We start from the raw sequence: 13,258 nt of genomic DNA, 5'->3' as shown, positions 1-13,258 counted from the left end.
AAGGAACGTCTCATGGACATCAACTGGGAAGAACTCAAGGATCTTGCAATTTCGGCGATGGAACAGGCCTACTGCCCGTACAGCGGATTTCCCGTTGGCGCAGCTGGACTGACGACAGACGGGCAGACCTATTCGGGCTGCAACGTAGAGAACGCCGGTTACGGTGTCACACTGTGCGCTGAATGCGGAATGGTTTCGCAGATGGTGCGCTCCGGCGGCGGTCGTCTCGCGGCGGTCGTTGCGGTGAACGGGAATTGTGAGCCGGTTGCTCCCTGTGGTCGTTGCCGTCAGCTCATTTTTGAGCACGGTGGTAATGACTGCTTGGTTTTGATGCCAGAGGGTGTCATGACCATGAAGCAGGTGTTACCGGGAGCTTTTGGCCCCCACGACCTGACCGAAGTGCCTTCAGCACGATTTAACGAAGACTAATGACTATGGCGGGCGCGCGTTAACTGATGGTGTGCGCCCGCCAGACATTCTCTGAAAACAACACCCAGGAAGGACATCATGAAACAGTTTGATGCCGTCGACGTCATTCGCGTGAAGCGTGATGGCGGGAAACTGTCCACTGAAGAGATTCAATGGACCATTGATGCCTACACGCGCGGGGTGATGAAAGACGAGCAAATGGCTGCCCTAGCCATGGCTGTGTTCCTGCGCGGAATGGACCGTGAAGAAATCGTGACGTGGACTCAGGCCATGATTGATTCCGGCGAGCGTATGGATTTTGCACGTATTTCCCGCGTAACCGCTGATAAGCACTCAACCGGTGGCGTGGGCGATAAGATCACCCTTCCACTTGCCCCGCTTGTTGCGGTCTTCGGAGTCGCAGTCCCGCAGCTTTCCGGCCGAGGCCTCGGTCACACGGGCGGAACCTTGGACAAGCTCGAGGCCATCCCCGGCTGGCGTGCATCTTTGTCCAACGAAGAGATCTACCATCAGTTGGGCGAAGGCTGCGGCGCTGTTATTTGCGCGGCTGGAGCGGGCCTGGCTCCGGCAGATAAGAAGCTCTACGCGCTGCGTGACATCACTTCGACTGTGGATTGCATTCCCCTCATTGCTTCTTCGATCATGTCGAAGAAAATCGCCGAGGGAACTGATTCCTTGGTTCTGGACGTCAAGGTTGGCAGCGGCGCTTTCATGAAGGACATTGATAACGCTCGCGAACTGGCGCGCACCATGGTGGACCTAGGCCGCGATGCCGGTGTGAAAACCCAGGCGCTACTCACCGATATGTCGACCCCACTGGGACTCAAGGTCGGTAATGCGCTCGAGGTCGAAGAATCCGTTGAGGTTTTGGCCGGTGGCGGTCCCGCGGACGTCGTCGAATTGACCGTTGAACTTGCCCGCACCATGCTTTCTATGGCCGGTAAGAGCGACGTCGACGTTGAGGCCGCGCTTAAGGACGGCCGTGCGATGGATACCTGGCGCGCAATGATCCGCGAGCAGGGCGGAGACCCCGATGCCACGCTGCCGACCTCAACGCTGACCCACACTGTCACTGCCGAGGCCGATGGCTTCATTTCCGAAATGGATGCGCTCAGTGTGGGCGTGGCCTCGTGGAGGCTAGGTGCCGGACGAGCAGTCAAGGACGATCCGGTACAGGCTGGTGCGGGTATCGAAATCCACGCCAAGCCCGGTGATCAGGTCAGGGCAGGCCAGCCGCTTTTCACCTTGCACACCGACGATGAATGGCGCATTCCCCGCGCTCTTGAAGCGCTGGACGGGGGAGTGGCTATCAGCGATACTGCTCCGTCTGCTCGCAACATTATTTTGGACCGCGTGGGCTAAGAAGACAGACAACTAGAACTGCCTCTGTGAGGCAACGAGCAACTGACAGAACACCAACCGCATTGGAGTGGACAACCATGAAATCGACACCGCATATCAACCCGACGGCCCCAATTGCGCCGACCATCTTGCTGCCCGGAGATCCGCTTCGCGCCAAGTTCATTGCCGAAACCTACCTTGAAGATGCGCAGCAATTTAACGCGGTGCGTAACATGCTGGGCTTCACAGGTACCTACCAGGGCACCCCGGTATCCGTGATGGGCTCGGGTATGGGTATTCCTTCGATCTCGCTGTATGCGTGGGAACTGATTCACGTCTTTGGTTGTACAAAGCTCATCCGTGTGGGTACGTGTGGCGCACTGCAGCCGGGAATCAACCTTTACGATGTCGTCATCGCTCAGGGAGCGTGCACGAACTCGAACTTCATCGATCAGTACAACATCCCGGGAACCTATGCCCCCATCGGTTCCTACCGCCTGATCGAGGCAGTGCGCGAGAATGCAAAGGAAAAGGGAGTGACCACCCACGTGGGTAACGTCCTCTCCTCGGACACTTTCTACAATGCTGATCCGACCTTTAACGATCGTTGGCAGAAGATGGGCATCATGGCCATTGAAATGGAAACTGCTGGCCTGTACGCGACCGCTGCCGATGCCGGGGTTGAGGCTCTGGGTATCTTTACCGTCTCTGATTCGCTGGTGACCGGTGAGGAAACCACCGCGGAAGAACGTCAGACCGCTTTCACTCAGATGATGGAGATCGCGCTTCCTCTGGCCCAGATCTGAGGAAAGACAAGGAATAAATATGAAGAAAACTGACGTTGCGCGGATCATTGATCACACGATCCTCAAGCCCGAGGCAACACACCAAGACGTCGCGCGGATCGTTGAGGAAGGTGCACGTTTTGGCACATATTCGGTGTGCGTGTCTCCTTCCATGCTTCCCCTTGATGTTCTTCAGGGACTGAAAGTGGCGTGCGTCGTGGGCTTCCCTTCGGGGGCAGTCAAGCCGAATGTCAAGGCATACGAAGCCAAGCAGGCTATTGCCGATGGTGCCGACGAGATCGATATGGTCATCAATATTGCCCTGGCAAAAGAAGGCAAGTTCGATCAGGTCGAAGATGAGATCCGCGCAGTTCGCGCTGAGATTCCTGCCGGCAAGATCTTGAAGGTCATCATCGAATCCGCAGCGCTCACCGATGAAGAAATCGTTGCCGTGTGCCGCGCGGCGGTCGCAGCCGGTGCTGATTTCGTCAAGACCTCGACCGGTTTTCACCCCGCGGGTGGTGCCTCGGTTCACGCCGTTGAGCTGATGCGTCAAACCGTGGGTGAGAATGTGGGAGTGAAGGCCTCGGGCGGTATCCGCAATGCAGAGACCGCTGTCGCCATGATCAATGCCGGAGCAAACCGTTTGGGTGTTTCTGCAACCGCAGCAATTCTTGCTGGTCTTGAAGACTAACTCAGGGGGAAAAATGAACCTTATTGAACGTGCCCAACAGTGGGTTGATCACGATCCGGATCCGGCAACCGCGGCTGAACTTGCCTCTGCCGTTGAGGCAGCGCGCGCAGGCGATGAGAGCGCACTTGCCGAATTGGGGCGTGCCATGAATGGTCCCCTGCAGTTCGGCACTGCCGGCCTGCGCGGTGAAATTGGCCCGGGCGAATCGCGAATGAATCTTGCGGTTGTCATCCGTGCAACCGCTGGCTTGTGCGCGGTTCTCCTCAAGCATGCAACTCGCGCTCCGCGCGTTGTGATCGGCTGCGATGCCCGCTACGGATCAGTTGATTTCGCCAATGCAGCCGCGCGCGTGGCCTCAGCAGCAGGATGCGAAGTGCTCTTGCTTCCACTGAAAAACCCCACCCCGCTCACTGCATTCTCAGTGCGCGAGCTGGATGCCGACGCGGGCATCATGGTCACCGCATCGCACAACCCGCCTCGTGACAACGGCTACAAGGTCTACCTGGGCGGAACCGTCGTGACCGGTGCCGGTCAGGGCGTCCAGATCGTTTCTCCCTTCGATGCCGAGATTGCGTCCGCGATTGCTTCGGCTCCTTTCGCTGATCAGATCGCCCAGAACGATGAGCTGATCGTCAATGTGGATCCTCGCGAGGACTACATTGCTCGTGCCTCTTCTCTGGCTCAGGGAAGCCCGGAAATCAAGGAAGATCTGGCCATCACCTTGACCGCTATGCACGGTGTGGGTGCAGCCCTGACCCAGCAGGTGCTCAACGAGGCCGGCTTTACCAACGTCAGCCTCGTTGCAGAGCAAGTGGAACCGGACCCCGACTTCCCGACCGTCTCCTTCCCGAACCCCGAGGAGCCCGGCGCTCTGGATCTGGCCATTGCACATGCGCGCGTAAGTGGTTCTGACCTCATCATCGCGGTTGACCCAGATGCTGACCGCTGTGCGCTCGCGGTTCCCGATGAAGCCTCGTCGACCGGTTGGCGTCAGCTTTCCGGTGATGAAACGGGTTCGCTGCTGGGCGAGTTCCTCGCAGGAAGCGCCCCCGAGGATGCGGTCTTCGCAAACTCGATCGTTTCCTCGCGTTTGCTGGGCAAGATTGCTCAGGGACACGGCCTGAAATACCAGCACACGCTCACCGGTTTCAAGTGGATCGCACGCGTTCCGGGGCTCTACTTCGGCTATGAAGAAGCCATCGGTTTTTGCCCCGATCCCTCGCGCGTGCGCGATAAGGACGGCATTGCCACCTCGGTTGTTGCCGCTTCCTTGTTCGCTATGCTCAAGAGCCAAGGACGCACGGCGAAGGATGAACTCGAGCGCATGGCAAGGCTCTATGGCCTGCATGTGACCGCGCCGCTGACCTTCCGTGTTGATCGCCTCGAGCTGATCGCAGAGGGCATGCAGCGCCTGCGTTCTCAGCCCCCGACAACCCTTGCCGGTTCTGAGGTTGAAGGCGTCGTGGACCTGTCGAAGGGGTGGGATGGCCTTCCGGGGACGGATGCGCTCATGGTCACCACTACTGCCGGCGACCGCGTGATTGCCCGTCCTTCGGGCACAGAACCCAAGCTCAAGTGCTATCTCGAAGTGGTAATCCCCGTCGAAGAGGGAGCAGAAGTTCCCTGGGCGCAGGCTCGCGAGCGCTTGGAGACGATTAAGTCCGAATTCGGTGCGGCGATTGGGATCTGAGTGATTCCCGAAGCCTCGCTTGCTGTGGAATGCATACAGTAGTCGCGGCCTGGAACTTCTGGTGGGTGTCGCCTACGGGTGGCACCCACCAGTCTTATTCGCTTCCTTGCGATGCTGTTGTCGTGGATTTGCTGTTCCGTTATCGATCGTTCTAGTTCCACTTGTGCGTGGTTGACTCGCGGCACACAAGAGAGGCTGGCAGGATAAAGGTGTGAGCGAAGAACACACCGCATCAGATACACAGCCTCAAGATTTTCACGATCATTTGCTTTTGCAAGCCTTCGCGTGGGATCTCCCTGCTGATCAAAGCCTGTGGAGAAGCATTGCCGCCACAGCACAGGACCTTGCGGATCTGGGAATTGAAGGTGTCTGGCTTCCGCCCGCCTATAAGGGCTATAAGGGACGCGAAGATGTCGGCTACGGCGTCTACGACATGTATGACCTGGGCGAGTTCGACCAAAAGGGAAGCATCGCCACAAAGTACGGGACAAAGGAAGAGTATCTGAGCGCCATCGATGCCCTTCACGCAGCGGGTATCCACGTGGGTGCCGATATTGTCTTTAACCATCGCCTGGGCGGTGATGAGACTGAGGAAGTTCGAGCGCGCAGGGTTGATCCGGGAAACCGAATGCAGGTGATCTCCGATGAAGAGACGATCCGCGCATGGACTCGTTTTACTTTTCCAGGCCGGGCTGGAGCCTACTCCGATTTCCAATGGGATTGGCGGTGTTTCAACGGTATCGATTGGGACGAAAACACGAAGAGTAACGCTGTCTGGCTTTTTGATGGTAAAGAATGGGACCCGACTGCCGGTGAGGAGCTGGGCAACTACGACTACCTCATGGGCTGCGATGTTGATGTCTCTTCACCGCAGGTTAATGAGGAATTAGATCGTTGGGGCCGCTGGTACATCGAAACTACGGGTGTCGACGCCCTGCGCTTGGATGCTGTTAAACACATCGGTTCAGATTTCTTTGCGCGCTGGCTGCCAAATTTACGTGAAGCGACCGGCAAACTTCTTCCCGCTGTAGGGGAGTATTGGAGCTACGACGTGGGGCAGCTGTGCTCGTACCTTGACCGAGTCCCCAACGTTGCGCTCTTTGACGTCCCATTGCATTTTCGCTTCCACGAGGCTTCTGTCTCGGATGGGAATTTTGATCTTTCACAGCTTTTTGCCAATACCCTGGTTGGGACTCGTCCAGAAGCGGCCGTCACTTTCGTGGAAAACCACGACACACAACCGGGACAGTCGCTAGAGTCTACCGTTGCGCCCTGGTTCAAGCTCTCTGCCTACGCCTTGATCCTGCTGCGTGATAGTGGAGTGCCCTGCGTTTTTTGGGGAGATCTTCTGGGCAACGGCGACTCTCTACCCGCTGTGAGTGAATTACCCTTCCTCATGCGTGTACGGAAGGCTGCTGCCCAAGGCCCGCAGTTCGATGCATTTGATGATCCCGATGTTGTGGGTTTTTCTCGTCAGGGAATCGAAGGAGACCCGTCGACTGGCTGCGCCGTCATCCTTTCAGACCGCCTTGCTGCTGAGAAGCGCTTATTCCTCGGGAACTGGCGCGCGGGTGAGACCTGGGTGTGCGCTATTGGCGAGCACCCGGCCGTCGTTATCGAAGAAGATGGGTGGGCAACTTTCCCGGTTTCCGACGGTGGCCTTTCCGTTTATTTTCCCGAGGCCGCGCGTCTGTAGCGGGAGAACTGCTACTTGGCCTCGTCCGCGGAAGTCATGAGGATGGGGGAGGGGCGCAGATTGCGCATACCGTTCCACACAAGGTTCACGACGTGTGAAGCGACTTCTTCCTTGCTCATTCGACGCTCGTCAAGCCACCACTGGCCCACCTGTGCAATCAGGCCGACAAGCATTTGCGCATAGAGGGGCGCCCATTTGGGATCCATATGCGCATGAGAAAACTGCTCGGCTAAGAGGTGCTCAACCTTAATGGCGACATCTCCAAGCAGTGAAGAGTAAGAGCCGGATGTCGAATTCTGCGGGGCATCACGCACCAGGATTCGGAAACCATCCGTATGAGATTCGATGTAGCTCAGCAGGGCGAGTGCTGAATCCTCAAGGATCATTCGCGGGCGCTTATGGGAATCTAGAGCGGCTTCCAACGCGCTCATGAGGGCTTGGACTTCTCGGTCCACAATGACGGCGTAGAGGCCTTCTTTTCCCCCGAAATGTTCATAGATAACGGGTTTTGAGATCTTTGCGTGAGCGGCAATTTCCTCGACACTGGTGCCGTCAAATCCTTTTGAGGCGAAAGTCGCACGTCCCACAGCAACCAATTGCTCGCGACGCGCAAAAGCGCTCATTCTCATTCGCTTCTCGGCCATGTCTTAACCGTACACTCACACTGTGTCGTAGGTTCTAGATGGCATAACACGGTGTGTTTATGGCACAATCTATGTGTCCTTCCGCCTTGGTGTAACGGCAGCACAGAGGTTTTTGGTGCCTTTAGTCTAGGTTCGAATCCTAGGGGCGGAGCTCACAGTGAGCGCGCGTGAAAGGGCGACATGACTACTCCCACAGCAGTGATTGTTCTGGCCGCCGGCGCCGGAACCCGAATGAAGTCTTCCCTCCCCAAGGTTGTTCATCCAGTTGTCGGGCGTTCAATGATCGGTCACGCGCTGCACGCAGCTGCGGGGACTCACCCCGATCATCTTGTCGCGGTTGTCCGTCACCAGCGTGAACTTGTCGCTGCTGAAATCCTGCGCAATAACCCCGATGTGATCATTGCAGACCAGGATGATATTCCCGGAACCGGTCGTGCGGTGCAATGTGCACTCGACGAACTTCTGCGCCGCGGTCATAGTCTTTCGGGCACGATCTTGGTGACCTACGGCGATGTCCCCATGCTTGATGCAGATACCCTGAATGCTCTTGTTCGCTCTCATGATGAGCGTGGTGCAACAGTGTCAGTGCTGACGACAATTGTCGATGATCCCACCGGCTACGGGCGGATTATTCGTGATGATGCCAGCGGTGATGTCTGCCGGATTGTCGAACAAAAAGATGCATCTGAAGCAGAGCGTCAGATCCGCGAAATCAATGCCGGGATCTATGCATTTGATGGTGAGTTCCTTCGTGATGCATTGATGCACGTTGGGACCAATAACAATCAGGGTGAGGTTTACCTCACGGATGTTCTTGCCCAGGCATATCAGGCAGACCGCGTGACAAACGGTGTTGTTCTTGATGATCAATGGATGGCGCAGGGCTGCAATGACCGGGTGCAGCTTGCTGAATTGGCCGCAGAGATGAACCGTAGGATCTGCATGGAACATATGCGTGCAGGCGTTTCCATTGTGGATCCCTCAAGCACGTGGATCGAATGCGATGTCCGCATTGATGCAGATACGACGATCTATCCCAATACTGTTCTGCGCGGTCGTACCCAGATCGCTACGGGCTGTGAAATTGGCCCGGGAACAACACTGACGAATGCGCAGGTCGGGCCGGGGTGCCGAGTGCCTGCCGCCTGGGTCAGTAACACACGCCTAGAAGGCGATACGATAGTAGCGCCTTTTACTTCGATCGAACGGTGAATAAGGTTACTGCTCGACGAAAAAAGTCCGCATAAACGGGAGGGACATACCGCATGACGGGGCTGGTAACCAGCGGTGAAAAGCGTCTGGTTCTTGTATCGGGTCGAGCACACATTGAACTCGCCCAGCAGGTTGGCGAAGAGTTGGGTTGCGGAGTTTCTCCGACGACCGCCTACGACTTTGCCAGTGGGGAAACCTACGTTCGTTTTAACGAATCAGTACGTGGTGCGGATGTCTTCGTCCTGCAATCGCATACCGGTGAAGTGAATAAGTGGCTGATGGAACAGCTCTTAATGATCGATGCAGCGAAGCGAGCGTCGGCCAAGCGCATCACCGCAGTCGCACCCTATTACCCCTACGCGCGCCAGGATAAGAAACACCTGGGGCGCGAACCTATTTCTGCCCGACTTATTGCTGATCTGTATAAGACGGCAGGTGCGGATCGCATCATGAGCGTTGACCTGCATGCTTCGCAGGAACAGGGCTTCTTCGACGGTCCGGTTGACCACCTCTGGGCAATGCCCGTTTTGGTTGACTACGTGCGCTCGCGCGTTGATCTGTCCAATGTCTGCATGGTCTCGCCCGATGCCGGTCGTATTCGTGTCGCAGAGAAATGGTCAGCAAAGTTGGGTGGATGCCCTCTGGCCTTTGTCCACAAGACTCGTGATACCACCCGTCCCAATGTCGCTGTTGCTAACCGTGTCGTTGGTGATGTTGCGGGTAAGCAGTGTGTGCTGGTTGATGACATGATCGATACCGCCGGCACCATTTCCGAGGCCGTTAAGGTTGTGATGAACGCGGGTGCCGCGTCTGTTGTCGTTGCTGCAACCCACGGCATTTTGTCTGATCCCGCAGCTCAGCGTCTTTCCGAATGCGGTGCGCAGGAAGTGATCGTTACTGACACCCTGCCGATTTCGCTTGAGAAGCGCTTCGATAATCTGACAATCCTGCCGATTGCTCCGCTGCTTGCACGTGCAATCCGTGAGGTTTTCGACGATGGATCGGTCACATCTCTCTTTGATGGGGTCGCCTGAGGCCTCAAAACGCGCTATTCTGGCTAGGTTGCTCCGGCGAGGGCGCGAAAGCGCCGTTATCGACAGGGCTTTCTGTAGGGTTATCCTTCAGATTCCTAGCGCCGGTGCGTGGAATGAACTATTTGAAGGAGGCTCTCATGAGCAACCCCACGCTGGTCGCACAGACCCGTTCTGAATTTGGTAAGGGTGCAGCACGTCGCGCACGTCGCGCAGGCCTGGTCCCCGGTGTCCTTTACGGTCACGGCGGCGAGCCCGTTCACGTTGATCTCCCCGCTCACGAGCTCTTCCTGGCTGTCCGTGGCCAGAAGAACGCTCTGCTTGAGCTGGTCATCGAGGGCAAGAAGCAGCTTGCTCTGGTGAAGGAAGTTCAGCGTCACCCCGTCTCTCGCGTTCTGCTCCACGCCGACTTCCTGGCCGTCAAGGCCGGCGAACTGGTCGACGTTGAGGTTCCCGTCTCGATCATCGGTGAGCCCGCAGCCGGCACCCAGCACACTCAGGAAGAGTTCGCACTGCTGGTTAAGGCTCCCGCCACCGCTATCCCCGAGTCCATCGAGGTTGACATCACCGGTGTCGAGGCCGGCACTGCCGTTCGCGTCGCCGATGTGACCTTCCCCGAGGGCGTCGTCTCCGAGCTCGATCCCGAGACCGTCGTTGTCACGGTTTCCGAAGAGGTCGTCGAGGTTGAGGAAGAGGAAGCACCCGCCGAGGCTGCTGAAGAATCTGCTGAGTGATCTCACTTCGCTTAAGGGAGGCTTGCCGTTTGGTAAGCCTCCCTTTTTATTACACTGAGAAGTATGAATCGACTTCACGTCATTATTCCCGCCGGGGGAGTGGGCTCTAGGCTGTGGCCTCTGTCGCGTAAGGATCGGCCGAAATTTCTGCTTGACCTTCGCATGAGTGGAAAGAGCTTGCTCCAAGAGACCATTGACCGTCTGGCTCCAATTGCCGCTTCTTTCACGATTGTCACGGGGCGTGCACATGAACAAGCCGTTCGTGCTCAGATCCCCCAGGGACTTGATGTCACTGTTCTTGTCGAGCCTCAAGGACGCGATTCGATGCCCGCTATCGGGTTGGCGGCTTATGTCATTCGCCAGCGCTTTGGTGACGAGGCTCCGATTGCTTCCTTCGCTGCCGACCACGCGATTACCCATCCTCAGGTTCTTCTTGACTGCGTGGAAGGTGCGCTGGAAGTTGCTCAGAAGGGCTACGTTGTCACGATTGGCCTCAAGCCGCTGACTCCTTCGACAGCCTATGGCTACATCGCACCGGGAGAACCCTTTGAAATGGAGTCTCCCGAAAAGGGATCTATCGTGCGCTCTTTCGTTGAGAAACCGGATGAAGAGACTGCGAAGCATTACTGCGAACAGGGCTACCTGTGGAACGCCGGAATGTTCATCATGACCGCAGGGACTCTCGCTCGTGCACTGACGCGTTTTCATCCCGATATGGATACGCATCTGAGTGCGATTGGAAGCCGATGGGGAAGAGATAGTTTTGCCACAACGCTCAGCGAAGAATGGCCGGCGCTCACGAAGATTGCCATCGATCACGCCATCGCCGAACCGCTTGCCTCTGAGGGGGGAGTGGCTGTTGTTCCAGCGACGGATATGGGATGGACCGATGTAGGTGATTTTGATGCGCTTGCGCAGATTAGCTCTGAAGGTCAGGCCCTTCGGATTGAATCGCCTGGTTCATTTGTCCGATCTTTGACCGGCCAAAAGATTGTTGTGGTTGGAGCGCCGAATATGGCTGTCATCGCTACAGAGGACGCAATCTTGGTGGTTGACCGTCATCGCGCGCAGGATGTGAAACACGTGGTTGACCAGTTGACGCAGAGCGGAGAGGAAGAACTCCTTTAGGATGAAGAGCATGACTCGACACGCGCGTGCACACCTATGCGCAGCAACAAGCGCTTTGCTGCTTCTCCTTGCCGGCTGTTCCTCAGCCCCTGCCTCACATGCTCAAACTCAACTGTGCGGAATTTCTGACGCAGCTGGGTGGGATAGCGCGACCTCGCAGACGCCGGCGAAACGGGCGATTTCGCAGGCGGCCTCGGAAATCGGAGGGGAGGCAAAATTTGCCACCGGCGAAGGTGAATTGGATGGCCTTCTCAAGGGCGGATGCACCATTGTTGTCTCCGAAGGTCAGGGAATGACCCAGGCCATCACTCAGGCGGCAAAGAAAAACTCGTCAGTTCGCTTTATTACCGTTAATTCTGGTTTCGAATCAGCAAATAAGACTGTTGAGCTCAGTAATGGCAAGGCTGTTGTCTCGCGCGCAACCCAGGGTGCCTATATGGCCGGCTATGCTTCCGCCGGTTTGACGACGACTGGAACCATTGCCGGATTTGGTGGGGTTGAAACCAGCGGCCGCCAAGCACTGATGGATGCCTTTGCGCAGGGAGTCGATGCCTACAACCTCTCATATGGGACATCGATCCGCTTCGAGGGATGGGATACCACCCGCATGCGCGGAACCTTCACCGGAAACGATGATCCGGCAAGCATTAAGGACGCAGCGTCCAAGGCACTTGCTGCGGGTGCAGATATTTTGGTTCCCTTCGCAGATGGTGGGAACCAGGGTGCGCTCCAATCACTTGAGGCGGCTGGAAATAGCTCGGCCCAGCGCTTGGTGTGGATGGGTGATGATCTTCCCAGTGATCTTCCCCAGGTCATTACGGCGGTCACTACGACCACGAAGGACCATGCTACCGAGGCTATTACTTCGGCACGAGGAAACGATTTCTCAACGAATGCGGTCATCGATTCTCTTGATAATAACGGCGTGACGTTGGCTCCTTTCGCTGCTCATGAGGCGCTCATGACCCCCGAGCTCAAAGACTCCTTGGCGTCGATGCGCCAGCAGCTGCTCACTGGCAGCCTTGTGATCACGACTCAATTTGACCCCCTCTTGATTTCTCCCCGTAAGTGAAGGACCCCATGGAACACACACACCAGAATTCCTCCTATCGTCGAGGCCCAGTGATCCTTCGCGGAGGAAAGATCCCCCGCGAAACATCCGATACCGGACTGCTGCGCCCCCAGTCTTCTGCCGATTGGCTGCACGAGGACCCCTGGAGGGTGCTTCGTATCCAGTCGGAGTTCGTTGAAGGTTTTGGAGCGCTTGCGGAGTTGGGTCCAGCAGTGTCGGTTTTTGGATCGGCTCGTACCCCTGCTGGAAGCGAAGATTGGGAGCGTGCGCGCTCCATTGGGTCCCTATTGGTTCAGGCGGGCTTTGCCGTGATTACCGGTGGCGGACCGGGAATTATGGAAGCGGCAAATAAAGGCGCGTGGGAAGCGGGCGGAACCTCCGTCGGCTTGGGAATCGAGCTTCCCCACGAGCAGGGAATGAATGAATGGGTCAATGTTGGAATTAATTTCCGTTATTTCTTTGCCCGCAAGACCATGTTCATGAAGTATTCCTCGGGCTTTATCGCTATGCCGGGTGGTTTTGGCACCATGGATGAGCTGTTTGAGGCTGCAACCTTGGTGCAAACCGGTAAGGTGCATTCCTTCCCGATCGTTTTGGTTGGGCGCGACTATTGGGGCGGATTAGTTCAATGGATTAACTCGACCATGAAGGAATCGGGAATGCTTTCAAGTAATGACCCTCAACTTTTGCACGTGGTCGATAGCCCCGAAGAAGCTGTGGAAATAGTAATTGGACACAAATAATTCAATCCCTTACTAAATCACGGCATTCTCGGTAGAATAAATGTGTTTTTAGCGGTATT

The 13,258-nt window shown here is 56.6% G+C and carries 13 protein-coding genes and 1 tRNA gene; 13 read left to right on the top strand and 1 reads right to left on the bottom strand.

Going from position 1 to position 13,258, the window contains the following annotated elements; translation table 11 throughout:
• The first annotated feature begins 12 nt into the window (after positions 1 to 12).
• From RW023_RS05305 to RW023_RS05280, 6 genes are all read left to right on the top strand, one after another.
• A complete protein-coding gene (locus RW023_RS05305) occupies positions 13 to 429 on the top strand; it encodes a cytidine deaminase (RefSeq protein ID WP_315580219.1) in 417 nt (138 codons plus the stop codon).
• A 78-nt stretch (positions 430 to 507) separates the two neighbouring features.
• Positions 508 to 1,791 carry a thymidine phosphorylase gene (locus tag RW023_RS05300; RefSeq protein WP_315580218.1) on the top strand — a complete coding sequence of 428 codons (1,284 nt, stop codon included), beginning with the start codon at positions 508 to 510 and terminating at the stop codon, positions 1,789 to 1,791.
• A gap of 77 nt (positions 1,792 to 1,868) precedes the next feature.
• Positions 1,869 to 2,576: a purine-nucleoside phosphorylase gene (deoD, locus tag RW023_RS05295; protein WP_315580217.1), complete on the top strand. Its 708-nt coding sequence runs from the start codon at positions 1,869 to 1,871 to the stop codon at positions 2,574 to 2,576.
• Between the two features lie 19 nt (positions 2,577 to 2,595).
• On the top strand, positions 2,596 to 3,249 hold the full coding sequence (gene deoC / locus RW023_RS05290) for a deoxyribose-phosphate aldolase (RefSeq protein WP_315580216.1): 654 nt from the start codon (positions 2,596 to 2,598) through the stop codon (positions 3,247 to 3,249).
• A 13-nt stretch (positions 3,250 to 3,262) separates the two neighbouring features.
• Positions 3,263 to 4,939 (top strand): phospho-sugar mutase, encoded by a 1,677-nt coding sequence (locus RW023_RS05285; protein WP_315580215.1) that lies wholly within the window; start codon positions 3,263 to 3,265, stop codon positions 4,937 to 4,939.
• Between the two features lie 211 nt (positions 4,940 to 5,150).
• A complete protein-coding gene (locus RW023_RS05280; protein ID WP_315580214.1) occupies positions 5,151 to 6,635 on the top strand; it encodes an alpha-amylase in 1,485 nt (494 codons plus the stop codon).
• An 11-nt stretch (positions 6,636 to 6,646) separates the two neighbouring features.
• Here RW023_RS05280 and RW023_RS05275 read toward each other — a convergent pair whose 3' ends face one another.
• Entirely contained in the window at positions 6,647 to 7,258 is a 612-nt protein-coding gene (locus RW023_RS05275) for a TetR/AcrR family transcriptional regulator (RefSeq protein WP_315580213.1), read from the bottom strand.
• Between the two features lie 101 nt (positions 7,259 to 7,359).
• Here RW023_RS05275 and RW023_RS05270 point away from each other — a divergent pair.
• The 7 genes from RW023_RS05270 (at position 7,360) to RW023_RS05240 (ending at position 13,199) form a co-directional block, all read left to right on the top strand.
• Positions 7,360 to 7,430, top strand: a tRNA-Gln gene (locus tag RW023_RS05270).
• 29 nt (positions 7,431 to 7,459) lie between these two features.
• Entirely contained in the window at positions 7,460 to 8,491 is a 1,032-nt protein-coding gene (locus RW023_RS05265; protein WP_315580212.1) for a sugar phosphate nucleotidyltransferase, read from the top strand.
• Between the two features lie 53 nt (positions 8,492 to 8,544).
• Positions 8,545 to 9,525, top strand: coding sequence for a ribose-phosphate diphosphokinase (locus RW023_RS05260; RefSeq protein WP_315580211.1), 981 nt, complete (start codon positions 8,545 to 8,547; stop codon positions 9,523 to 9,525).
• A gap of 137 nt (positions 9,526 to 9,662) precedes the next feature.
• Positions 9,663 to 10,256, top strand: coding sequence for a 50S ribosomal protein L25/general stress protein Ctc (locus tag RW023_RS05255; protein ID WP_315580210.1), 594 nt, complete (start codon positions 9,663 to 9,665; stop codon positions 10,254 to 10,256).
• A gap of 63 nt (positions 10,257 to 10,319) precedes the next feature.
• The gene (locus tag RW023_RS05250; protein WP_315580209.1) at positions 10,320 to 11,384 is read left to right on the top strand and encodes a mannose-1-phosphate guanylyltransferase; all 1,065 of its coding nucleotides are present in this window, start codon (positions 10,320 to 10,322) and stop codon (positions 11,382 to 11,384) included.
• Between the two features lie 10 nt (positions 11,385 to 11,394).
• Positions 11,395 to 12,456: a BMP family ABC transporter substrate-binding protein gene (locus tag RW023_RS05245; protein ID WP_315580208.1), complete on the top strand. Its 1,062-nt coding sequence runs from the start codon at positions 11,395 to 11,397 to the stop codon at positions 12,454 to 12,456.
• Between the two features lie 8 nt (positions 12,457 to 12,464).
• On the top strand, positions 12,465 to 13,199 hold the full coding sequence (locus RW023_RS05240; protein ID WP_315580207.1) for a TIGR00730 family Rossman fold protein: 735 nt from the start codon (positions 12,465 to 12,467) through the stop codon (positions 13,197 to 13,199).
• Positions 13,200 to 13,258: the final 59 nt, after the last annotated feature.

It is taken from the genome of uncultured Actinomyces sp. (assembly GCF_963542285.1).
Taxonomy (GTDB): domain Bacteria; phylum Actinomycetota; class Actinomycetes; order Actinomycetales; family Actinomycetaceae; genus Pauljensenia.
Note: the sequence above shows the minus strand (reverse complement) of the source record. Positions and strands in the feature narration are given on the sequence as shown.

What these genes read in the sequence shown, in the direction of transcription:
- RW023_RS05240 (WP_315580207.1), top strand. Translation starts at nt 12,465, where the DNA reads ATGGAACACACACACCAGAATTCCTCCTATCGTCGAGGCCCAGTGATC.
- RW023_RS05245 (WP_315580208.1), top strand. Translation starts at nt 11,395, where the DNA reads ATGACTCGACACGCGCGTGCACACCTATGCGCAGCAACAAGCGCTTTG.
- RW023_RS05265 (WP_315580212.1), top strand. Translation starts at nt 7,460, where the DNA reads ATGACTACTCCCACAGCAGTGATTGTTCTGGCCGCCGGCGCCGGAACC.
- RW023_RS05250 (WP_315580209.1), top strand. Translation starts at nt 10,320, where the DNA reads ATGAATCGACTTCACGTCATTATTCCCGCCGGGGGAGTGGGCTCTAGG.
- deoD (WP_315580217.1), top strand. Translation starts at nt 1,869, where the DNA reads ATGAAATCGACACCGCATATCAACCCGACGGCCCCAATTGCGCCGACC.
- RW023_RS05275 (WP_315580213.1), bottom strand. Translation starts at nt 7,258, where the DNA reads ATGAGCGCTTTTGCGCGTCGCGAGCAATTGGTTGCTGTGGGACGTGCG.
- deoC (WP_315580216.1), top strand. Translation starts at nt 2,596, where the DNA reads ATGAAGAAAACTGACGTTGCGCGGATCATTGATCACACGATCCTCAAG.
- RW023_RS05255 (WP_315580210.1), top strand. Translation starts at nt 9,663, where the DNA reads ATGAGCAACCCCACGCTGGTCGCACAGACCCGTTCTGAATTTGGTAAG.
- RW023_RS05260 (WP_315580211.1), top strand. Translation starts at nt 8,545, where the DNA reads ATGACGGGGCTGGTAACCAGCGGTGAAAAGCGTCTGGTTCTTGTATCG.
- RW023_RS05285 (WP_315580215.1), top strand. Translation starts at nt 3,263, where the DNA reads ATGAACCTTATTGAACGTGCCCAACAGTGGGTTGATCACGATCCGGAT.
- RW023_RS05300 (WP_315580218.1), top strand. Translation starts at nt 508, where the DNA reads ATGAAACAGTTTGATGCCGTCGACGTCATTCGCGTGAAGCGTGATGGC.
- RW023_RS05305 (WP_315580219.1), top strand. Translation starts at nt 13, where the DNA reads ATGGACATCAACTGGGAAGAACTCAAGGATCTTGCAATTTCGGCGATG.